The organism is Mycobacterium sp. 1245801.1 (genome assembly GCF_001673055.1).
Taxonomy (GTDB): domain Bacteria; phylum Actinomycetota; class Actinomycetes; order Mycobacteriales; family Mycobacteriaceae; genus Mycobacterium; species Mycobacterium europaeum_A.
On sequence record NZ_LZKY01000229.1, the window covers coordinates 1 to 19,935 of the forward strand.

A 19,935-nucleotide genomic window follows, 5' to 3' on the forward strand; every position below is an offset into this window, starting at 1 on the left:
TCGCGCAGTTCACCAGCCGTGATACGACTCACGAGACGAGGCTATATAGGGTGGCTGCCATGATCGGTGTTACCCAGGCCGAGGCCGTGATGACCATCGAGCTGCAGCGTCCCGAGCGCCGCAACGCCTTGAACTCCGAGCTGGTCGAGGAGCTGCGCGATGCGGTGCTGGACGAAAATTCCTTTCTCCGCTGGGACACCGAGCCGCTGGCGGTGCCGGTCAGCGCGTCCTACGCCCGAGAGCTGGCCGATGCCCGCGCCGCGACGGGTCTGGACGAATCGGTGCTGACCGGCGAGGGGCGCGTCTTCGGGCGCCGGGTCGCGGTGGTGGTGTGCGAGTTCGGCTTCCTGGGCGGTTCGATCGGTGTCGCGGCGGCCGAACGGATCACCGCCGCGGTGCAGCGGGCCACGGCCGAGGGGCTGCCGCTGCTGGCCTCGCCGAGCTCCGGCGGCACCCGCATGCAAGAGGGCACGGTCGCGTTTCTGCAGATGGTGAAGATCGCCGCGGCCGTGCGGCTGCACAAGCAGGCACACCTGCCGTACCTGGTGTACCTGCGCAATCCGACGACCGGCGGGGTGTTTGCGTCGTGGGGCTCGCTGGGCCACGTCACGGTCGCCGAGCCGGGCGCGTTGATCGGCTTCCTGGGCCCGCGCGTCTACGAACTCCTCTACGGCGAACCGTTCCCCGAGGGCGTGCAGACCGCGGAGAACCTGCAGCGCCACGGCGTGATCGACGGCGTCATCCCGCTTGATGAGCTGCGCCGCACCCTGCACCGCGCGATGACCGTCATCGCCGACGCCCCCGAACCGCTGCCCGCCCCGGCGCCACCCGAACCGACGCCCGACGTTCCCGCGTGGGATTCGGTGGTGGCGTCGCGACGGCCGGACCGGCCCGGGGTGGGGCTGTTGCTGCGGCACGGCGCCACCGACCGGGTGCTGCTGTCCGGGACCGGCCAGGGCGAGGCGGCGACGACGGTGTTGGCGCTGGCCCGCTTCGCCGGCCAGCCGGTGGTGGTGCTGGGCCAGCAGCGACTGACGGGTGGTCTGGTGGGGCCGGCCTCGCTGCGGGAAGCCCGGCGCGGCATGGCGCTGGCCGCCGAGCTGCGGCTGCCGCTGGTGCTGGTGATCGACACCGCGGGGCCGGCCCTGTCGGCCGCGGCCGAACAGGGCGGGCTGGCCGGCCAGATCGCCCAGTGCCTGGCCGAGCTGGTGACACTGGATACGCCGACGGTGTCGGTGCTGCTGGGCCAGGGCAGCGGCGGGCCGGCGCTGGCGATGGTGCCCGCCGACCGGGTGCTGGCGGCGTTGCACGGCTGGCTGGCGCCGCTGCCGCCCGAGGGGGCCAGCGCGATCGTCTTCCGCGACACCGATCACGCCCCGGAACTCGCTGCGGCACAGGGCATCCGATCGCGTGATCTTCTGGAGTCTGGAATTGTTGACGCCGTCGTGCCGGAGCATCCCGACGCCGCCGACGAGCCGGTCGAGTTCGCGCAGCGGTTGGCGCGGGCCATCGCCGCCGAGGTGCAGGCGCTGCGCGATCTTCCCGCCGCCGAACGGCTGGCGGCCCGGTTGCGGCGCTACCGCAACATCGGTCTGCCCGCCACCTAGCCCCGCGAGCAGACGCAAATGTCCCGGTTTCCTCGGCGTTTCGGGTGCTTTTGCGACTGCTCGGCCCCCAGGTCGCGCCTCCCACAGCGATAGTCGACAATCAGGCAAAATGGGCCGCATGGACACTGGAGCTAGCTCACCGCGGGTCTTGGTCGTCGACGACGATTCAGATGTGCTCGCGTCGCTCGAACGCGGTCTGCGGCTGTCCGGATTCGAGGTGTCGACCGCGGTCGACGGCGCCGAGGCGTTGCGCAGCGCCACCGAGACGCGCCCGGACGCGATCGTGCTCGACATCAACATGCCCGTGCTGGACGGCGTCAGCGTGGTCACGGCGCTGCGCGCCATGGACAACGACGTCCCGGTCTGCGTGCTGTCCGCCCGCAGCTCGGTCGACGATCGGGTGGCGGGCCTGGAGGCCGGCGCCGACGACTACCTGGTCAAGCCCTTCGTGCTGGCCGAGCTGGTGGCGCGGGTCAAGGCGCTGCTGCGCCGCCGCGGCGCCACGGCCACGTCGTCCTCGGAAACCATCACGGTGGGCCCGCTGGAGGTCGACATCCCGGGCCGGCGCGCCCGTGTCAACGGCGTCGACGTCGACCTGACCAAGCGGGAATTCGACCTGCTGGCGGTGCTGGCCGAACACAAGACCGCGGTGCTGTCCCGCGCGCAGCTGCTCGAGCTGGTGTGGGGTTATGACTTCGCCGCCGACACCAACGTCGTCGATGTGTTCATCGGATACCTGCGCCGCAAGCTGGAGGCGAACGGCGGCCCCCGGCTGCTGCACACCGTGCGCGGAGTGGGATTCGTACTGCGCATGCAGTAATCAGGTCGGCCGGCCATGAAGTTCCTGTCCCGAATCCTGACCCGGACGCCCTCGCTCCGGGCCCGGGTCGCGGTCGCGACGGCCATCGGCACCGCGATCGTGGTGGTCATCGCCGGAGCGGTGGTGTGGTTCGGCATCACCAGCGCCTGGAAGGAACGCCTGGATCGCCGCCTGGACGAGGCTGCGGGTTTCGCCATCCCCTTCCTGCCCCGCGGTCCCGACGACATCCCCCGCACCCCCAACGATCAGGACACCGTGATCACCGTGCGGCGCGACGGCCAGGTCAAGTCCAACTCGGACGTCACGCTGCCGCCGCTGGACGTGGGCTATGCCGACACCTACATCAACGGGGTGCGCTATCGAGTGCGAACGTTGGAGGTCCGCGCGCCGCAGCCGGCGACGCTGGCGGTGGGCGCGACCTACGACGACACCATCGCCCAGACCAACAACCTGCATCGGCGGGTGATCCTGATCTGCGCGTTGTCGATCGGCGCGGCGGCGGTATTCGCTTGGCTCCTGGCGGCTTTCGCGGTGCGGCCGTTCAAACGCCTGGCCCAGCAAGCCCGTTCGATCGATGCCGACGAACGCCCGCAGGTGGCGGTGCGTGGCGCCAGCGAGGCGGTCGAGATCGCCGAAGCCATGCGCGGGATGCTGCAGCGCATCTGGACTGAACAGGACCGGACCAAGGATGCGCTCGCGTCGGCGCGCGACTTCGCCGCCGTGTCCTCGCACGAACTGCGCACCCCGCTGACCGCGATGCGCACCAACCTCGAGGTGCTGTCCACCCTGGACATGCCCGACGACCAGCGCAAGGAGGTGTTGGGCGACGTGGTCCGCACGCAGTCGCGGATCGAGGCCACGTTGACCGCCCTCGAGCGACTGGCCCAGGGCGAACTGTCGACGGCCGACGACCACGTGCCCGTCGACATCACCGAGCTGCTGGACCGCGCCGCGCACGACGCCGCCCGGATCTACCCGGGGGTCGACGTTTCGCTGGTGCCGTCACCCACCTGCATCATCGTCGGGTTACCGGCCGGGTTGCGCCTGACCGTCGACAACGCGATCGCCAATGCCGTTAAGCATGGCGGCGCCACCCGCGTCCAGCTGTCGGCGGTCAGCTCGCGCGCCGGTGTCGAGATCGCGATCGACGACAACGGCAGCGGCGTGCCCGAGGACGAACGACAGGTGGTCTTCGATCGGTTTTCTCGCGGATCGACGGCCTCCCATTCCGGGTCGGGCCTTGGGCTGGCGCTGGTGGCCCAACAGGCCCAGCTGCACGGCGGGACCGCTTCGCTGGAGAGTAGCCCGCTCGGTGGTGCTCGGCTGGTGTTGCGGATCCCCGCCCCCAGCTAGCGCTCTACGGGTTGTCCTCGTGGTCGCGCCACGGCGTGAAACCGGCTTGCTGCGCGGACTTTTCGTCCCGAAACCAAACCTGGGCGGTGGTCGAGTCGTAGGACGGATCGTCGGGCGTGAGATACAGCCTTTCGGCCATCCGGGCCTTGATCAGGAATCCCGCCGGGCCGCCACCCTCAGGGCCTGCGTCGGCGGAGCCCGGGCCGTACGGCGCGCGGGGCGTCACCGCTATTTTGGTGGTCGGCGATTCCTTGGCGACCGGGATCTTCGTGGTGCGCCGTTCGGTGGCCGGGATTGTCGTGGTGCGCTTCTCGGTGATCGGGATCCGGGTGGTGCCGGACTCGCGCGCCGCCCGCTCATCCCGCGAATCCCGCACCGGCGCTTGGGTTTTGGCGGGAGTGATCATCAGCGCGAGCGTCAGCGCCAGTCCCAGCGCGAAGGACAGGCCGAAAAGCCACCAGTTCACGTGGGTCATCGCACGCCCTCGCGCACCCGGTCGAGGATCGTGGCGATCACCCAGGCGACGGCCGAGCCCGCCAGGAAAGCGAGCAGGTACCACAGCCACCCGATGACGAAGTCCATGCCGAATGCTCCTCAGCTCACCACGATTTCGACCCGGCGATTCTGGGCGCGACCGTCGTCGGTGCCATTGGGCGCGACCGGGTTGGCCGAGCCGAAACCCGTGGTGGTCAAGCGGTCGCCAGGCACGCCATGGGCTTCCAGGAACGCCGCGACGGTTTGGGCGCGCTGTTCGCTCAACGGAACGTTCAGGCTGGTATTGCCGGTGCTGTCGGCGTAGCCGTTGATCGCCACGCGAGCGTTCGGGCATGCCTTGAGTTTGTCGGCGACCCCGGTCAGGACCTGCTCGTCGGACGCGGTCAGGTTACCGAGGTTCGACTCGAAGGTGAGCGCACCGTCGGTCAGGGTGTTGATCGCCGACTGCAGGTTGGCGCACGACGCGGCGGCACCGGGCGGCGCAGACGTCGGTGAGTTAATGGCAAGGTTGTCAACGACATTCAGGTTGGACCAGACCCGCTTGGCATCGGTGTCGATGGTGTCCTTCTGGTCCGGCGACGCCGCGGTGCCGGCCAGCGTGATGGTGTCGCCGCCGACCGTGAGCGTGAAATCGGCGATCGACGCGCTGTCGGCGAAAACCGGTTTGGCCTTGGCGAAATCGAGGGCGTCGACGGCCGGGTCGATGCGGATCTGGTCGACGACGCCGACGGCGGCCGGCAGCGCGCTGCCGAGCACCTTCAGCAACGCGGCTTTGGCGGACTCGTCGGGAAAGGCCCCGGTCAGGGTGACGCTGTCGCCGCTGCGGGCCATCGAGAACGCGGCCAACGAAATCGTCGGCGCGCCACCGCTGGTCGAGGGCGCCGGCGACCCGCGACCGGACGCCGATCGGGTCGAGACCGCGTGGCCGATCACGGCCAGCAGAAGTGGGATGATCACCAGGGCGATCAGCCAGGGCAGGCCGAGCCGTTTGACGCTCACGACGGCCCTCCCTCATCTCACTCGCCCGGGCCGGTCCGGGTGCCAGGCGATATGCAGCCTACCGATTCACCACCCCCCGGGTCGGGCACACTGGAGCGATGGCCAACGGCAGTAAACCGACCGACAACGACACCCTCGCCGTCATTCGCGACCTGGTCGCCGAGGAGAAGGCGCTGCGGGCCCAGTTGCAGCGCGGGGACATCGACACGTCCGAAGAACATGACCGCCTCCGCCGGGTAGAGGTCGAACTCGACCAGTGCTGGGACCTGCTGCGGCAGCGCCGTGCGCTGCGCGAGAGCGGCGGGGACCCCCGAGAGGCGGAGGTGCGGCCGCCCGACGAGGTCGAGGGCTACCTGAGCTGAGCGACCATGCGACCGACGCCGACGCCGTAATCGTCGGGGGCGGCCACAACGGTCTTGTCGCCGCCGCGTACCTGGCCCGCGCCGGTCTGCGGGTGCGCCTGCTGGAACGGCTGGAGCACATCGGCGGTGCCGCGGTCTCGGCGCAAGCCTTCGACGGCATCGACGTCCGGGTATCGCGCTACTCCTACCTGGTCAGCCTGCTGCCGCCGAGCATCGTCCGGGATCTGGGCGCCGCGGTGCGGCTGGCGCGACGGCCGTTTTCGTCCTACACCCCCGACCCGGCGAGCGGCGGGCGCGGCGGGCTGCTGATCGGGTCGCCCGCCGACACCTTCGGCGCCATCGGGGCCGCCGGGGACGCGCGGGGCTTCGCCGACTTCTACCGACGCTGCCGGCTGGTGACCGAACGCCTCTGGCCGACCCTGCTCGAACCGCTGCCCACCCGCGATGGCGCCCGCCGGCGCGTGATGGCAGGCGACGAGCGCCGCGCCGCTGCCGCGTGGCGGGCCATGATCGACGAGCCCATCGGGCATGCCATCGCCGACGCCGTGGCCAACGACGTGGTTCGCGGGGTGATCGCGACCGACGCCCTGATCGGCACCTTCGCCCGCCTCGACGAACCGACGCTGACACAGAACGTCTGCTTCCTGTATCACGTGCTCGGCGGCGGCACCGGAGACTGGGACGTCCCGATCGGCGGCATGGGCGCGGTGACCACCGCCCTGGCCGCGGCGGCGGTCCGCCATGGCGCCCAAATATGCACCGGCGCAGACGTTTACGCCGTCGACCCGGCCGGCGAAGTGCGCTATCGCGCCGGGGAGGACGACCATCGCCTTACCGCCCGGTTCGTCCTGGCCGGCGTCGCACCCACCGTCCTGGCCGGACTACTCGGCGAAGAACCGGCGCCCGCGGCGGGCGGCGCGCAGGTGAAGGTGAACATGGTGCTGGCGCGGCTGCCCCGGCTACGCGACCACGCCGTCACACCCGAACAGGCCTTCGCCGGGACCTTCCACGTCAACGAGACCTGGACACAGCTCGACACCGCCTACGCGCAGGCCGCCGCGGGCCTACCGCCGCATCCCTTGCCGTGCGAGGCCTACTGCCACTCGCTGACCGATCCCAGCATCCTGTCGGCGGACCTGCGCGACGCGGGAGCGCACACGATGACGGTGTTCGGCCTGCACACCCCGCATTCGCTGTTCGACGGCGCCGACGCCGACGCGCTGCGCCATCGGCTGACCGACGACGTGCTCGCATCGATGAATTCCGTTCTGGCCGAACCGATTCAAGACCTGTTGCTGACCGACGCGCAGGGCCGCCCCTGCCTCGAGACCACCACCACGCTGGATCTCGAGAAGACGCTGCACATGAGCGGCGGCAACATCTTCCACGGCGGCCTGTCCTGGCCGTTCGCCGAGGATGACGACCCGCTGGACACGCCGGCGCGGCAATGGGGTGTGGCCACCGCACACGATCGAATCATGCTGTGCGGCTCCGGAAGCCGCCGCGGTGGAGCGGTGTCGGGGGTCGGCGGCCACAACGCCGCGATGGCGGTGCTGGCGGCGCTCGATCACCGGTCGTGATCAGTGCAACATCGCGGCTCGGCAGAGCACCACGAATGCCGCCAAGAGGAGTAGCGCGATGTTGACCGCGACCGCGCGGCGTTCGTGCAGCCGCGTGTGCGCCCACGCGGCGCCGACCATGACCACGCACAGGCCCGCCGCTGCGAGCGGCGTCAAGATCAGCGCAATGCCCGTCAGTCCCGGCGCGACAAGTCCTGCCGCGGCGAGGATCTCCGATGCGGCGGTGAAACGGACGACCGGCATGGGAAACATGGCGATGCCGGTCTGACCCGTGGCCAGTAGTCGTTCGCGGCTGAATGTGAGCTTGACCGTTCCGGACAGGGCGAATATCGCGGCCAGGACGATTTGTGCTGACCATAGCGCGGCGTTCATCGTCTTCCTTTCTTTCGAGCGGACGCCCCTGAGACGAACGACGGCCGCCGCGCGTGACATCGGTGGGCGATCCAGCTCGCTACCTGTCACACCACCGACGGCTCGGTCGTCTACAGAACATGACGACTCCTCCTACCGACCCCCCGCCCGGCGACAGTGCCGAACAGCAAGGGGACGCGGCCGAGCTGAGGCCGCTGCTGTTCGCCATCGCCTATCGCATGCTCGGCAGCGTCACCGACGCCGAGGACATCGTGCAGGGAACGTATCTGCGCTACCTCGACTACTTGCAGCACGGTCACCACGTCGAGTCACCGCGCTCGATGTTGACCACCATCGCAACCCGCCTCGCGATCGACCATCTGCGCTCCGCCCGCGTGCAACGCGAAAAGTACCTGGGCCCTTGGCTTCCCGAGCCACTGATCACCTCGACCGTTCCCGACGCCGCCGATGTTGCCGTCATGTCCGACTCGGTATCGATGGCGTTTCTGCTGCTGCTGGAGACGCTCTCACCCGTGGAGCGCGCCGTTTTCTTGCTGCGCGAGGTGTTCGCCTACGACTACGCCGACATCGCGCGCATCGTCGACAAGTCACCGGCCAATTGCCGCCAATTACTCAACAGGGCCCGCCGACACATCGCGGCGGGGCGCCGCCGCTTCGACGCCGACGCCACGCGCCGCGATCAGCTCGCCGATCGCTTTTTCGCCGCGGCCCAGAATGGTGATCTGGACGATCTGGTGCAATGGCTGGCCGACGACGTGTCCTTCTACGGCGACGGGGGCGGTATCGGCCGCGGACTGCCGCGACCGATCTTCGGCCGAAACCGCGTGCACCGGGCCCTGGCCGCAATCATGGGTGCCTACCGCAGTCTCGGCGTGCGACTGCAGCGTGCACAGATCAACGGGCAACCTGGCGTGCTCGCCTTCGACCCCGACGGCGCGTTGATCAACGTCCTGACCCTCGACATCTACGGCGGAAGCATCTGCACCATCCGCTCGGTGATCAATCCGCACAAACTCGAACACCTTGGATTCGCCCTGTCGCCCCTGGCGCGCCGCGATCCGGTGACCCGTCGTGCGGACCGGGAAGCACCGCGCGCATGAATAGGGGTTTTTCATACGATCGTCTTCGCGCGGTCCGCGGACGTCGGCACGTTAACCATGAACCGTCCGTCCAAGTTGAACGCGCTGCACCGACCTCGACCCAGGGAAAGGAGCAGTAACCATGCGCACGCCTGTCACCGCCGACGATCGCTCGCAGCGCACCCGGTCATTCGCGCGCGTGCTCGGACCGTTTATCGCCGTGGTCCCTGCGATTGTCGCGATCAGGGCAGCAAGCATCGGGAACGAACTGTCCGGTTTCTCGAGCGACCCGATGTGGCCGTGGGCGCTGGGTGCGCTCTTGTTTTTCTGCGGCCTGTTCGTCGTGGCGTTCCACCAGTATTGGCGTAGCGTCGCCGCCGTGATCATCTCGCTGTTCGGCTGGTTCCTGCTGCTGCGGGGTTTCGCGCTGCTCGCCATGCCGCAGACGATCGTCAAGGGGGCGCAAACCGCGACCCACACGTCGGGGGCAGCGATCATCGCCGTGCGGATCGGTTTCGGGTTGCTCGCGCTGTGCGGCGTCTACCTCGCGTACGTGGGCTGGCTCAAAAAGGCCGACTGACCGGGCGCCGCGCTACCGGCGCCAAGACAGTTACCGCGCGTCGATGGTGACGTAGTCGCGCTCGGTGTAACCGGTGTAGATCTGGCGCGGCCGACCGATCTTGCTGTCGCCCTCGTCGTGCATCTCGCGCCAGTGCGCGATCCACCCGGGCAGCCGCCCCAGCGCGAACAGGACGGTGAACATCCGGGTCGGGAAGCCCAGCGCCCGGTAGATCAGGCCGGTATAGAAGTCGACGTTGGGGTACAGCTTGCGCTCGATGAAGTAGTCGTCGGTGAGCGCGGCCTCTTCCAGTTGCTTGGCGATGTCCAGCAGGTCGTCGTCGCCGCCGAGCTTGGCCAGGATCTTGTCGGCCTGCTCCTTGACGATGCGGGCGCGCGGGTCGTAGTTCTTGTAGACGCGGTGCCCGAAGCCCATCAACTTCACGCCGGCTTCGCGGTTCTTGACCTTGCGCACGAATTCGCTGACGTCGTCGTCGCTTTGGCGGATCTTCTCGAGCATCTCGAGCACCGCCTGGTTGGCGCCACCGTGCAGCGGCCCCCACAGCGCGTTGATCCCACCGGAGATCGAGGTGAACAGGTTGGCCTGGGAGGACCCCACCAGCCGGACCGTCGAGGTCGAACAGTTCTGTTCGTGGTCGGCGTGCAGGATGAGCAGCATGTCCAGTGCCCGAACGATTTCGGGATCCGCCTCATACGGCTCGGCGGGCAGCCCGAACGTCATCCGCAGGAAGTTCTCCACCAGCGACAGGGAGTTGTCCGGGTAGAGGAACGGCTGGCCGACGGACTTCTTGTAGGCGTAGGCCGCGATGGTCGGCAGCTTGGCCAGCAACCGGATCGTCGAGAGCTCGACGTCCTCGGTGTCCATCGGGTCGAGCGAGTCAGGGTAGTAGGCGGACAGCGCGTTGACCGCGCTGGACAACACCGGCATCGGGTGAGCGTTGCGCGGGAAGCCGTCGAAGAATCGCTTGAGGTCCTCGTGCAGCATGGTGTGCAGCTGGATCCGCTTGGTGAAGTCGGCCAGCTGCTCCTTGTCGGGCAGTTCGCCGTAGATCAAGAGGTAGCTCACCTCGATGAAGGTCGACTTCTCGGCGAGCTGCTCGATCGGGATGCCGCGGTAGCGCAGGATGCCCGCGTCGCCGTCGATGTAGGTGATGGAGCTCTTGCACGAAGCGGTGTTGACGAAGCCGTTGTCGAACGTGGTGTAGCCGGTCTTGGACAACAGCGAGCCCAGCGCGATGCCGTCAGCGCCGTCGGTGGCCTTGACGATCTCCAGGTCGGTTTCACCGCCCGGGTACTTCAAAGTGGCGGTGTCGTCGGTGTCTGCCACGAGAACCCCTTTGCGCTCTGGCTGATATGGCTGCTGACTTGGTGCTTACTGCAAAAGGTAGTCGTTATGACGATGGGACGCCTGCCCGGGGTCGAGTCCGCTGGTCACGCCAGCAATCGACCCCGTCACGCCGCGGCGCAACGTGCATCATCAGCGGGTTAGGGCTGCAGGCGTTCCACCCGACCCCCGGTGATGCGGATGCGGTTGTGCAACCGATTTTCCCGGCCCTGCCAGAACTCCACCAGCTCCGGGGCGATGAGGTAGCCACCCCAGCCCGGCGGGACCGGGACCCGCTCGCGATCGGCGAACCGGGCGGTCACTTCCTCCAGCTGGTCGAGCAGGGCCGCGCGTGAGGCGATCGGCCGCGACTGTTGCGACGCCCACGCGCCCAGTTGCGACCCGCGCGGCCGCTTGGACCAGTAGTCCTCGGTGACCTCCGCGGCGACCTTGCGCACCGGGCCGCGGACGTGGACCTGGCGGCCGAGCTGATACCACGGAAACGTGGCCGAGGCGTACGGCGTCGCGGCCAGATCATCGCCCTTGGCCGAGTCATAGTTGGTGAAGAAAGTGATCCCGGTCTCGTCGACGCTCTTGCACAGCACCGACCGGCTGGCCGGCCTGCCGTCGGCGGTCACGGTGGCCAGCACCAACGCGTTGGGCTCGGCGACCCCCGCCCGCTCGGCGTCGCCGATCCATTTGCGCAACAACGAAACCCAGCCGTCGCGCAACCAATCCGCGTCGAGATCCGGGCTGCCGTCTTTTTCCACTGATCCGTATTCCACACGCATTCTTTGCAGGTGCTCATTTCCTGGCGCCGGGTCTGGTCCTGCCATCGCGTCCACGCTACCGGCGCTTGCTACCGGCCGGTAGCGTCGGCCCGATCAGGGGGTGCGAGAATTTTCGGCATGACTGTGGTCCCCGAAGACTTTGTCCCCGGCCTGGAAGGCGTGGTCGCCTTCACCACCGAAATTGCCGAGCCGGATAAAGACGGCGGTGCGCTGCGCTACCGCGGTGTCGACATCGAAGATTTGGTAACGCAACAGGTCACGTTCGGCGACGTGTGGGCGCTGCTGGTCGACGGCAAGTTCGGCCACGGCCTACCGCCCGCCGAGCCCTTCCCGCTGCCCATCCACACCGGCGACGTACGCGTCGACGTGCAGGCGGGCCTGGCGATGCTGGCCCCCATCTGGGGGTACAAGCCGCTGCTGGACACCGACGACGACACCGCCCGCGACCAGCTGGCCCGGGCCTCGGTGATGGCCCTGTCCTACGTCGCGCAGTCGGCGCGCGGGATATACCAGCCCGCCGTCCCGCAACGGGTCATCGACGAATGCGACACGGTCACCGCCCGGTTCATGACGCGCTGGCAGGGCGAGCCGGACCCACGGCACGTCGAAGCGATTGACGCCTACTGGGTGTCGGCCGCCGAGCACGGCATGAACGCCTCGACGTTCACCGCGCGGGTGATCGCGTCGACGGGCGCTGACGTGGCGGCCGCGCTGTCCGGGGCGATCGGGGCGATGAGCGGCCCGCTGCACGGCGGGGCGCCGGCGCGGGTGCTGCCGATGATCGAGGAGGTCGAGCGCACCGGCGACGCGCGTGGTCTGGTGAAGAAGATCCTGGACAGCGGCGACAAGCTGATGGGCTTCGGGCACCGGGTCTACCGCGCGGAGGACCCGCGGGCGCGGGTGCTGCGCGCCACCGCCGAACGGCTGGGGGCGCCGCGCCACGAGGTCGCCGTCGCGCTCGAGCAGGCGGCCCTGGCCGAGCTGCGCGAGCGCCGTCCGGACCGGGCCATCGAGACCAACGTCGAGTTCTGGGCCGCGGTGATGCTGGACTTCGCCCGCGTGCCGGCCAGCATGATGCCGGCGATGTTCACCTGCGGCCGCACCGCGGGCTGGTGCGCGCACATTCTCGAGCAGAAGCGGCTCGGCAAGCTGGTCCGGCCGTCGGCCATCTACGTGGGCCCGGCCCCGCGCAGCCCGGAGTCCGTCGAGGGCTGGGACCGCAGCCTCACCAACGCCTGACGCCCCCCGGTTGTCGGTACCCGGCGATCTAATGGTTGTCGTCGCGATGAGTTTCTGTCGCCGGCGCAGTCATAAGTCGTGAACCTGCCCGTCATGGGCAGGACAGGGAACCGATAGCAAGGAGAACCAGCATGGCGATCAACATCGAACCCGCACTGTCCCCGCACCTGGTGGTCGACGACGCCGCCGCGGCAATCGACTTCTACGCCAAGGCTTTTGGGGCCCAGGAGATCGGACGCGTGCCGCGTCCCGACGGCAAACTGGTGCACGCCGCGGTGCGCATCAACGGTTTCACGGTGATGCTCAACGATGACTTCCCCGAAGTGTGCGGCGGCAAGTCGATGACGCCGACATCGCTGGGCGGCACCCCGGTGACGATCCACCTGACGGTCACCGACGTCGACGCCAGCTTCCAGCGCGCCCTGGACGCCGGTGCCACCGTGGTGACCCCGCTGGAGGACCAGTTCTGGGGTGACCGCTATGGCATGGTCGCCGACCCGTTCGGCCACCACTGGTCGCTGGGGCAGCCGGTCCGCGAGGTCAGCATGGAGGAGATCTCGGCGGCGATGTCCGGGCAGGGAGCCGGCTAGTCCTGCACCATCGGCGCTAGCCAAGCAGGCGGTCGAGCAGCCGGCGTCGTTGCGGCGGCGCCGGCTGTGCGGCGGCCGCGGCCGCGAGCATCGCGGAGACGTCGGTGAACTTGATGCGGGGGCGGCCGTGCTCGCTGCCGCGCGCGATTTCGGCGGCGTCGATGGCGCGCCATCCCGCGGCATCGATCGCGGCGGGCTGGCGGGCGTGCACCAGCCCGGCCAGCGCCTCGGGCTTGGCGATTGGATCGGCCAACTTGCCGGCGTTGAAATCGGCGACCAAAGACTGCACGGTCTGCAACGAGCAGGACTTGTTGGTCCCGATGAACCCGCTGGGTCCCCGCTTGATCCAGCCCGCGACGTAGGCGCCGGTCACCGGGTCACCGGAAACGGGGTCGACGACGCGACCCGCGTCGTTCGGCACGACTGCCGACGCTTCGTCGTAGGGCAGATCGCGAATCGGCTTGCCGCGGTAGCCAATCGACGTCAGCACCAGACCGGTTTCCAGAAGGCGCGTCTCGTCGGTGCCGGTGACCGAGAACTCCATCCCGGTGGCGCGCTGGTCCCCCCGCACCCGGTGCGGCGTTAGCCGATACGCCAGCCTGATTCTCGGGCGGGACGGCGGTGTCGCATCGTCGCCGAGCGTGCTCAAGATTTCCAGCTTGCGCTTGGTCAAAGCGTCCGACGCGGCCGCGAGATCGGCCGCCACCAGCTCGTGGTCCGCAGCGCTGAGCACCACCTCGGAGCTGCCGGTGAGCCCGATCAGCTCGGGCAACGTGAACGCCGACTGGGCGGGGCCGCGCCGGGCGGCGATCACCACCTCACGCACCGCCGAGGCGCGCAAGGCCGCCAGCGCGTGCTCGGCGATGTCGGTGCGGGCCAGCTCGTCGGGATCGGAGGTGAGCAACCGGGCGACATCGAGGGCGACGTTGCCGTTGCCGACGATCAGCACCCGCTCGTGGCTGAGATCGACCGGCAGATCGGCGAAGTCGGGATGCCCGTTGATCCACGCGACCAATTCGGTTGCCGTTCCGGTCCCCGGCAGGCCCATGCCCTCGATGTCCAGCCGGCGGTCATCGGGCGCGCCCACCGCATACAGCACGGCGTGGTGGTGAGCGAGCAGGTCCGCGTGGCTCAGCTGCGTGCCGACCTCGACGTTGAGAAAGAACCGGAACCGGCGATCACCGGCGACCCGGTCGAACAGCCGGGTGACCCGCTTGGTGTTCTGGTGATCGGGCGCCACCCCGGCCCGCACCAAACCGTATGGGGTGGGCAGCTTTTCGAAGACGTTGACGCGCACGCCCTGCTGGGTCAGCAGTTCGTCGGCGGCGTACATCGCCGCGGGCCCCGATCCGACGATGGCGACCGTCAGGGGCTTGCGGCGGGCGCGGACCTCGGCGGCCGGGATCACCGGTGCCAGCTTGGACGTCGGCGGCAGCTTCTCGTCCTTCGGCCGGTCCGGGTAGAAGGACGCGTTGATCTCGATGAACGGCAACTGCTTGGTGTCCAGCCGGGTATCGGGCGCGATCGCGCCGACGGGGCATGCGCTCACACAAGCTCCGCAGTCCACGCACGCCACCGGATCGATGTAGAGCATCTCGGAGGTGGCGAAGCCGGGCTCGTCCGGCGTCGGGTGAATGCAATTCACCGGGCATGCGAAAACACAGGACCCGTCGTTACAGCACGACTGGGTAATAACGTGCGGCATAAACGAACTCGCAGTGACTACGCAGCCGGGACCGCGGCCAGGTGCTGGCGCTGCGGCTCGCTGCGGTAACGCGACGGCTTGCCGTTGATCTTGCACAACCGCCACATCAACCGCGCCGAGCGCGTCTCCATCAGGCCGGTGTCGTAGGCCAACATCCGCACGTCACCGAACATGTCGCTGAGCCACTTCCGCGATTCCGGCGACCGGAAGAACAATTCCTTCTTGACCTCCCGCGGGATGTCGAACTCGCGCCAGAAAGCCTTGGGCGGCACCACAATTGCGCGACAGAGCGCCTTCATGGTCAGCGGCAGGTACAGCGCGGTCCAGAATCGCTGCCTCTTGGTCAATTCCGGCACCCGCTTGCGCAGGAACTCGTGGGCGAACGAGATGTGGCGGGCCTCCTCGGCCACGTGGATCGCCATCACCTTCTCCATGATGGGGTGCAACGACTTGCCTTCGCGCAGAACGTTTTTCTGCGTGTGGTCGATGGGCTCCTCGCCGGCGAGCACGCCGATGAAGAATGCCACCGGCAGCGGGCCGGCCACCAGCGGAACCAACGGCGAGAGCCACTTGAGAATCCGCGGCATGCCCGGCACGTCGGCGCCGATGCGGTTCACCATCTCCTGGAACATCATGGTGTGGTTGCACTCTTCGACCGATTCGTGCAGGCAGTACCGGTACTCCGGCGATCCGTTGGGCACCCAGAACGTGTAGTTCATCAGGCCGCGAATCAGGATGGATTCGAAGTGCAGTCCCACCTTGGCCACGTTGGCCTGGCGCCACATCCCGATCTTGATCTTGCGCTCGTCGGACTGCGCCAGGTACCAGGGATGGCGGCCCAGCGGGTCGGTGTTCGGCAGGATCCATCGCGGATCGTTTTCGGTCACCGCGAATTCCGGTGAATCCCAATCGATGTCGGTGTACGGATTGAAGTTGCGCCGCACCGACCCCTCGGACAGTGTGGCAAGCATGTTGACGTATTCGGCGTCGTCGCGCACTTCCATGTTGCTGCGCCAACGCCGGACTAATCGCGTCCTAGCCATATCCAGGCCTCCCCAACGAGGTTTACATTTGGACGTGCTATGTCCAGACAGTACCGCAGGTACCGGATAATTCCTAGGCCCCTTCCGGGCACTGTGACCTGACCGGTGGTCATGAATTTTTTATGCCCCGGATCACAGGCGATCAAACGCCTGGACACAGCCGAGCAGGCCTTTTGCCCGGGCAGCCGAGGTTGGCGGTCGGCCTCCGCACCGACCGGTCAACTCGGCTCACTACCCTGATGAGCATGGCTGACCAGCTCGAGATCCCCGCTGACATCAAACCCCGCGACGGCCGCTTCGGGTGTGGCCCGTCGAAGGTCCGGCCCGAGCAGCTGCAGGCGCTGACCACGACCGCCGCCCCGTTGTTCGGCACCTCGCACCGGCAGGCGCCGGTCAAGAATCTGGTGGGCCGGCTGCGCTCCGGGCTAGCGGATCTGTTCTCGCTGCCCGAGGGCTATGAGGTGATCTTGGGCAACGGCGGCGCAACGGCGTTCTGGGACGCCGCGGCCTTCGGCCTGATCGACAAGCGCTCGTTACACCTGTCCTTCGGCGAATTCAGCTCCAAGTTCGCCTCGGCGGTCGCCAAGAACCCCTTCGTCGGTGAGCCCGTCGTCATCAAGGCGGATGCCGGCAGCGCCCCCGAGCCGCAGAGCGACCCGTCGGTGGACGTGATCGCCTGGGCGCACAACGAAACGTCGACCGGCGTCGCGGTGCCCGTCCGCCGGCCCGCCGACTCCGGCGACGCGCTGATCGTCATCGACGCGACGTCGGGCGCCGGCGGGTTGCCGGTCGACATCGCCGAGACCGACGCCTACTACTTCTCGCCGCAGAAGAATTTCGCCAGCGACGGGGGCCTGTGGCTGGCCATCATGAGCCCTGCGGCGCTGGCCCGCGTCGAGTCGGTCGCCGGCTCCGGGCGCTGGGTTCCCGACTTCCTGTCGCTGCCCATCGCGGTGGAAAACAGCCTGAAGGACCAGACCTACAACACCCCGGCGGTCGGCACCCTGGCGCTGATGGCCGAGCAGGTCGACTGGTTGCTGGGCAACGGCGGGCTGGACTGGGCCGTCAAGCGCACCGCGGACTCCTCGGGCAGGTTGTACTCCTGGGCCGAGGAGCGGCCCTACACCACACCCTTCGTCACCGACCCCAAGCTGCGCTCGCAGGTGGTGGGCACCATCGACTTCGCCGACGAGGTCGACGCCGCGACCGTGGCGAAGGTGTTGCGGGCGAACGGCGTCGTCGACACCGAGCCGTACCGCAAACTCGGCCGCAACCAGCTGCGGGTGGGGATGTTCCCGGCCGTGGACCCCGACGACGTCAGCGCACTCACCCAATGCATCGACTGGGTCGTCGAGCGGTTGTAGTTCGGCGACGATGCTGCGCGGTACGGGCAGTTGAGGAGCCGGACAATTGAACACCGTCCGACCGGCAATCAGGGCGCAACCGCACAGCGTGTCAGCACAGGTGATGGGCGGTTGCTGGACTAAAGTGCGCACGTGACGGGTCCGTCGCTGACCTGCACGGAGCCTGCGAGGAGATAACCATGCGGGAACTCAAAGTGGTTGGGCTGGATGCCGACAGCAAACACGTCATCTGCGAGGGTGGCGATCCCGCGGAGCAGTTCAAGCTGGCGGCCGACGACCGCCTGCGAGCCCTGCTGCGCGACGCGGCCCTGTCCTCTGAGCAACCGCAGCTCGAGATTGAAGTCACCAACATGCTGAGCCCCAAAGAAATTCAGGCCAAGATCCGGGCGGGTGCCTCCGTCGAACAGGTCGCCGCGGCGTCAGGCTCGGAGGTGTCGCGGATCCGCCGCTTTGCTCACCCGGTGTTGCTGGAGCGCTTCCGCGCCGCGGAGCTGGCAACCGCCGCACACCCGATGCTCGCCGACGGTCCCGCGGTGCTGACCCTGCTCGAGACGGTCAGCGCCGCGCTGGTGACCCGCGGGCTGAGCCACGACAAACTCAGCTGGGACGCGTGGCGCAACGAGGACAACCGCTGGACGGTGCAGCTGGCATGGAAGGTCGGCCGGTCCGACAACCTCGCGCATTTCTGTTTCACGCCCGGTGCGCACGGCGGAACGGTGACCGCCATCGACGACGCGGCCAGCGCGCTGATCGACCCCAACTTCGAACGCCCGCTGCGGCCGGTGGCCCGGGTGGCGCACGTCGACTTCGAAGAGCCCGCCAAGCCGCCCGTCGCCGACGAAGCACCCGTCGCGGAACCGGACGAAAAGCCGGTGCACACCCGGCGGGGCAAGCCCGTCATCCCGGCGTGGGAGGACGTGCTGCTCGGCGTGCGCTCCGGCGGGCAGCGCTAAGCCGTCGTCAGGGCCAACAGCGCAACCCACGCCACCGCCACACCCACCGCGGCGCCCAGCACGAACCAGCGCAGGACGGGCGTACGCCGCCACCCCCACAGGGTCGGCGCCAGTCCCCCGGCCGCCACGACGTTGAGCCCGACGGCCAGCAGCGCGTGCACGCGAAGCAGCCCCAGACTGAGCACCACGATCGCGGCGGCGGTGACCGCCGCGACGAACGCGGCGACCGTCAAACCCGTTGCCCAGGGCACGGACTCGTCTCGCATCAGCCGGAGCCTAGTGTGACTGTCCATCGCCGCCTCTCGCCGTCGAGCGGGCCCGCTCATAGAACGCCAACGCCGCCGCCGTCGCGACGTTGAGCGAATCGGTGCCGCGCGACATCGGAATGCGCACCCGCACATCACTGCACCGCAAGGTGGCCGGCGTCAACCCCGGCCCCTCGGCGCCGACCAACACCGCGACGCGTTCGTCGCGCGCGGCCGTCATCGCCTCCGGCAAGGCGCAGGCGCCGGCCTGCGGGGTCATCGCCAGGAGTCGAAAACCGTTCTCCCGCAACGTCGCGAGCTCGGCGGGCCAACAGCTTGCGCGCGCGTAGGGCACCAGCAGCGCGTGGCCCATGGACACCCGCACCGCGCGGCGGTACAGCGGGTCGGCACAGCCGCTGCCGAACACCACCGCGTCGACGCCCAGCCCCGCCGCGTTGCGGAAGATCGAACCCAGGTTCTCGTGATCGTTGACCCCTTCGAGGATCGCGACGGTGCGGGCCCCGTCGATCACGTCGGCGACGCCGGGTTCGGGCACCCGCCGGGCGGCCGCCAGCACGCCGCGGTTGAGGTGAAACCCGACCACCCGGGCCATGACGTCGGCGGACGCGCGGTAGCACGGCACGTCGGTGCCGGCCAGGTAATCGTCGAGCTCGGCGAACCGGCGCTCGGTCCCCAGCAGGGCATGCGGGTGAAAGCGTGAGGCGAGCATGCGCTGCACCACCAGCACGCCCTCGGCGATCACCAGCCCCTTGCCCGACGGCAGATCGGGACGGCGATCGACGCTGTTCAGGTCGCGGAAATCGTCGAGCCTCGGATCGTCGGGATCGTCGACGTCGATCAACATGCGCCGGCTTCGGTCCGGGGACTCACGGGCCTTCGTCGACCAGGGCCAACATCAGGTCGGCCGCATTGCGCAGGATGTCTCGTTGTTCGCTGTCCAGCGTCGCCAGCCGCTTGGCCAGCCACTCCTGGCGGGCGCGGCGGTTGGCCTTGACCAACTCGGCGCCGGCCTCCGACACCGAGACGAGCACCTGCCGGCCGTCGACCGGGTGCGGCGCGCGGTCCACCAGCCCCATCTCGGCCAGCGAGGCGATCACCCGGGTCATCGACGGCGGCCTTACCCGTTCGCGAATTGCCAGGGCACCCGGGGTCATCGGGCCTTCGTTGGTCAGCATGGCCAGCGCCGACAGCTGGGACAGCGACACCGGCGACGACGGGTTGCGGAACCGCAGTTGGCGGGCCAGCCGCATAACTGCCAGTGACAGGTCGCTGGCCAGCCGCGCATCGCTGTCAGGCATGGCGCGAGGTTACACGGAAGCCCGAGAAACCGGGACACGAACCGGTGAACGACGGTCGCAGATCGCCTTCGCTAAGCTGCGGGGTTTTTCATCGAAACGCTTATCCGCCCGCCTAT

Annotated in this window: 21 protein-coding genes and 1 pseudogene; 11 read left to right on the forward strand and 11 right to left on the reverse strand. The window is 68.6% G+C overall.

Annotation, left to right across the window (positions count from 1 at the left end; all coding sequences use genetic code 11):
• The first annotated feature begins 89 nt into the window (after window positions 1-89).
• From A5622_RS15035 to A5622_RS15045, 3 genes are all read left to right on the forward strand, one after another.
• Window positions 90-1,607, forward strand: a complete 1,518-nt coding sequence (locus A5622_RS15035) for a carboxyl transferase domain-containing protein (protein ID WP_066879557.1) — start codon at window positions 90-92, stop codon at window positions 1,605-1,607.
• Between the two features lie 109 nt (window positions 1,608-1,716).
• The gene (gene prrA, locus A5622_RS15040; protein ID WP_112632790.1) at window positions 1,717-2,427 is read left to right on the forward strand and encodes a two-component system response regulator PrrA; all 711 of its coding nucleotides are present in this window, start codon (window positions 1,717-1,719) and stop codon (window positions 2,425-2,427) included.
• A gap of 15 nt (window positions 2,428-2,442) precedes the next feature.
• A complete protein-coding gene (locus A5622_RS15045; RefSeq protein ID WP_066866786.1) occupies window positions 2,443-3,780 on the forward strand; it encodes a sensor histidine kinase KdpD in 1,338 nt (445 codons plus the stop codon).
• A gap of 4 nt (window positions 3,781-3,784) precedes the next feature.
• Here the strand turns inward: A5622_RS15045 and A5622_RS15050 are convergent, their stop codons facing one another.
• From A5622_RS15050 to A5622_RS15055, 3 genes and pseudogenes are all read right to left on the reverse strand, one after another.
• Entirely contained in the window at window positions 3,785-4,255 is a 471-nt protein-coding gene (locus A5622_RS15050) for a hypothetical protein (RefSeq protein ID WP_066879518.1), read from the reverse strand.
• 26 nt (window positions 4,256-4,281) lie between these two features.
• Window positions 4,282-4,362 (reverse strand): annotated as a pseudogene (locus tag A5622_RS30175) (hypothetical protein); the annotation flags it as partial.
• Window positions 4,363-4,374: 12 nt separating this feature from the next.
• The gene (locus A5622_RS15055; protein WP_156752967.1) at window positions 4,375-5,274 is read right to left on the reverse strand and encodes an OmpA family protein; all 900 of its coding nucleotides are present in this window, start codon (window positions 5,272-5,274) and stop codon (window positions 4,375-4,377) included.
• Between the two features lie 98 nt (window positions 5,275-5,372).
• On the opposite strand from A5622_RS15055, the gene A5622_RS15060 reads away from it, so the two are divergent.
• Together A5622_RS15060 and A5622_RS15065 are read left to right on the forward strand one after the other, a co-directional pair.
• Window positions 5,373-5,636: a DUF2630 family protein gene (locus A5622_RS15060; RefSeq protein WP_066866789.1), complete on the forward strand. Its 264-nt coding sequence runs from the start codon at window positions 5,373-5,375 to the stop codon at window positions 5,634-5,636.
• Window positions 5,633-7,216: an NAD(P)/FAD-dependent oxidoreductase gene (locus A5622_RS15065; protein ID WP_066879559.1), complete on the forward strand. Its 1,584-nt coding sequence runs from the start codon at window positions 5,633-5,635 to the stop codon at window positions 7,214-7,216. The genes A5622_RS15060 and A5622_RS15065 overlap by 4 nt, the downstream gene beginning before the upstream one ends.
• Here A5622_RS15065 and A5622_RS15070 read toward each other — a convergent pair whose 3' ends face one another.
• On the reverse strand, window positions 7,217-7,648 hold the full coding sequence (locus A5622_RS15070; protein WP_231999814.1) for a DoxX family protein: 432 nt from the start codon (window positions 7,646-7,648) through the stop codon (window positions 7,217-7,219). It lies immediately after the preceding gene.
• Between the two features lie 59 nt (window positions 7,649-7,707).
• Here A5622_RS15070 and A5622_RS15075 point away from each other — a divergent pair, with 59 nt between their 5' ends.
• Together A5622_RS15075 and A5622_RS15080 are read left to right on the forward strand one after the other, a co-directional pair.
• On the forward strand, window positions 7,708-8,688 hold the full coding sequence (locus A5622_RS15075) for an RNA polymerase sigma-70 factor (RefSeq protein WP_066879521.1): 981 nt from the start codon (window positions 7,708-7,710) through the stop codon (window positions 8,686-8,688).
• A gap of 121 nt (window positions 8,689-8,809) precedes the next feature.
• Entirely contained in the window at window positions 8,810-9,247 is a 438-nt protein-coding gene (locus tag A5622_RS15080) for a hypothetical protein (RefSeq protein WP_066866798.1), read from the forward strand.
• 30 nt (window positions 9,248-9,277) lie between these two features.
• On the opposite strand, the gene A5622_RS15085 is transcribed toward A5622_RS15080, so the two are convergent.
• On the reverse strand, window positions 9,278-10,573 hold the full coding sequence (locus A5622_RS15085; RefSeq protein WP_066866800.1) for a citrate synthase: 1,296 nt from the start codon (window positions 10,571-10,573) through the stop codon (window positions 9,278-9,280).
• A gap of 158 nt (window positions 10,574-10,731) precedes the next feature.
• Window positions 10,732-11,361, reverse strand: coding sequence for a pyridoxamine 5'-phosphate oxidase (pdxH, locus tag A5622_RS15090; RefSeq protein WP_156749004.1), 630 nt, complete (start codon window positions 11,359-11,361; stop codon window positions 10,732-10,734).
• 117 nt (window positions 11,362-11,478) lie between these two features.
• Between pdxH and A5622_RS15095 the strand changes: the two genes are divergently transcribed.
• Together A5622_RS15095 and A5622_RS15100 are read left to right on the forward strand one after the other, a co-directional pair.
• The gene (locus A5622_RS15095; protein ID WP_066866802.1) at window positions 11,479-12,600 is read left to right on the forward strand and encodes a citrate synthase 2; all 1,122 of its coding nucleotides are present in this window, start codon (window positions 11,479-11,481) and stop codon (window positions 12,598-12,600) included.
• A gap of 131 nt (window positions 12,601-12,731) precedes the next feature.
• A complete protein-coding gene (locus A5622_RS15100; RefSeq protein ID WP_066866805.1) occupies window positions 12,732-13,190 on the forward strand; it encodes a VOC family protein in 459 nt (152 codons plus the stop codon).
• Window positions 13,191-13,206: 16 nt separating this feature from the next.
• Here the strand turns inward: A5622_RS15100 and A5622_RS15105 are convergent, their stop codons facing one another.
• Both A5622_RS15105 and A5622_RS15110 read right to left on the reverse strand, forming a co-directional pair.
• Complete coding sequence (locus A5622_RS15105; RefSeq protein ID WP_066879524.1) at window positions 13,207-14,895, reverse strand: FAD-dependent oxidoreductase; 1,689 nt, start codon at window positions 14,893-14,895, stop codon at window positions 13,207-13,209.
• 17 nt (window positions 14,896-14,912) lie between these two features.
• A complete protein-coding gene (locus tag A5622_RS15110; RefSeq protein WP_066879527.1) occupies window positions 14,913-15,938 on the reverse strand; it encodes a diiron oxygenase in 1,026 nt (341 codons plus the stop codon).
• Between the two features lie 245 nt (window positions 15,939-16,183).
• Between A5622_RS15110 and serC the strand changes: the two genes are divergently transcribed.
• Window positions 16,184-17,302, forward strand: a complete 1,119-nt coding sequence (gene serC, locus A5622_RS15115) for a phosphoserine transaminase (RefSeq protein ID WP_066879562.1) — start codon at window positions 16,184-16,186, stop codon at window positions 17,300-17,302.
• 179 nt (window positions 17,303-17,481) lie between these two features.
• Window positions 17,482-18,255 (forward strand): septation protein SepH, encoded by a 774-nt coding sequence (gene sepH, locus A5622_RS15120; protein WP_066866811.1) that lies wholly within the window; start codon window positions 17,482-17,484, stop codon window positions 18,253-18,255.
• Here sepH and A5622_RS15125 read toward each other — a convergent pair.
• From A5622_RS15125 to A5622_RS15135, 3 genes are read right to left on the reverse strand one after another with little or no spacing between them, the layout of a single operon-like run.
• A complete protein-coding gene (locus tag A5622_RS15125; protein ID WP_066866813.1) occupies window positions 18,252-18,521 on the reverse strand; it encodes a DUF2537 domain-containing protein in 270 nt (89 codons plus the stop codon). The genes sepH and A5622_RS15125 overlap by 4 nt on opposite strands.
• A 10-nt stretch (window positions 18,522-18,531) precedes the next feature.
• On the reverse strand, window positions 18,532-19,365 hold the full coding sequence (locus A5622_RS15130) for an RNA methyltransferase (protein WP_066879530.1): 834 nt from the start codon (window positions 19,363-19,365) through the stop codon (window positions 18,532-18,534).
• Window positions 19,366-19,387: 22 nt separating this feature from the next.
• Window positions 19,388-19,819 (reverse strand): MarR family transcriptional regulator, encoded by a 432-nt coding sequence (locus A5622_RS15135; protein ID WP_066866815.1) that lies wholly within the window; start codon window positions 19,817-19,819, stop codon window positions 19,388-19,390.
• Window positions 19,820-19,935 lie beyond the last annotated feature (116 nt).

What these genes read in the sequence shown, in the direction of transcription:
- A5622_RS15110 (WP_066879527.1), bottom strand. Translation starts at nt 15,938, where the DNA reads ATGGCTAGGACGCGATTAGTCCGGCGTTGGCGCAGCAACATGGAAGTG.
- prrA (WP_112632790.1), top strand. Translation starts at nt 1,717, where the DNA reads ATGGGCCGCATGGACACTGGAGCTAGCTCACCGCGGGTCTTGGTCGTC.
- A5622_RS15075 (WP_066879521.1), top strand. Translation starts at nt 7,708, where the DNA reads ATGACGACTCCTCCTACCGACCCCCCGCCCGGCGACAGTGCCGAACAG.
- pdxH (WP_156749004.1), bottom strand. Translation starts at nt 11,361, where the DNA reads ATGCGTGTGGAATACGGATCAGTGGAAAAAGACGGCAGCCCGGATCTC.
- sepH (WP_066866811.1), top strand. Translation starts at nt 17,482, where the DNA reads ATGCGGGAACTCAAAGTGGTTGGGCTGGATGCCGACAGCAAACACGTC.
- A5622_RS15050 (WP_066879518.1), bottom strand. Translation starts at nt 4,255, where the DNA reads ATGACCCACGTGAACTGGTGGCTTTTCGGCCTGTCCTTCGCGCTGGGA.
- A5622_RS15045 (WP_066866786.1), top strand. Translation starts at nt 2,443, where the DNA reads ATGAAGTTCCTGTCCCGAATCCTGACCCGGACGCCCTCGCTCCGGGCC.
- A5622_RS15100 (WP_066866805.1), top strand. Translation starts at nt 12,732, where the DNA reads ATGGCGATCAACATCGAACCCGCACTGTCCCCGCACCTGGTGGTCGAC.
- A5622_RS15105 (WP_066879524.1), bottom strand. Translation starts at nt 14,895, where the DNA reads ATGCCGCACGTTATTACCCAGTCGTGCTGTAACGACGGGTCCTGTGTT.
- A5622_RS15070 (WP_231999814.1), bottom strand. Translation starts at nt 7,648, where the DNA reads ATGTCACGCGCGGCGGCCGTCGTTCGTCTCAGGGGCGTCCGCTCGAAA.
- A5622_RS15035 (WP_066879557.1), top strand. Translation starts at nt 90, where the DNA reads ATGACCATCGAGCTGCAGCGTCCCGAGCGCCGCAACGCCTTGAACTCC.
- A5622_RS15125 (WP_066866813.1), bottom strand. Translation starts at nt 18,521, where the DNA reads ATGCGAGACGAGTCCGTGCCCTGGGCAACGGGTTTGACGGTCGCCGCG.
- A5622_RS15135 (WP_066866815.1), bottom strand. Translation starts at nt 19,819, where the DNA reads ATGCCTGACAGCGATGCGCGGCTGGCCAGCGACCTGTCACTGGCAGTT.
- A5622_RS15080 (WP_066866798.1), top strand. Translation starts at nt 8,810, where the DNA reads ATGCGCACGCCTGTCACCGCCGACGATCGCTCGCAGCGCACCCGGTCA.
- serC (WP_066879562.1), top strand. Translation starts at nt 16,184, where the DNA reads ATGGCTGACCAGCTCGAGATCCCCGCTGACATCAAACCCCGCGACGGC.
- A5622_RS15060 (WP_066866789.1), top strand. Translation starts at nt 5,373, where the DNA reads ATGGCCAACGGCAGTAAACCGACCGACAACGACACCCTCGCCGTCATT.
- A5622_RS15095 (WP_066866802.1), top strand. Translation starts at nt 11,479, where the DNA reads ATGACTGTGGTCCCCGAAGACTTTGTCCCCGGCCTGGAAGGCGTGGTC.
- A5622_RS15130 (WP_066879530.1), bottom strand. Translation starts at nt 19,365, where the DNA reads ATGTTGATCGACGTCGACGATCCCGACGATCCGAGGCTCGACGATTTC.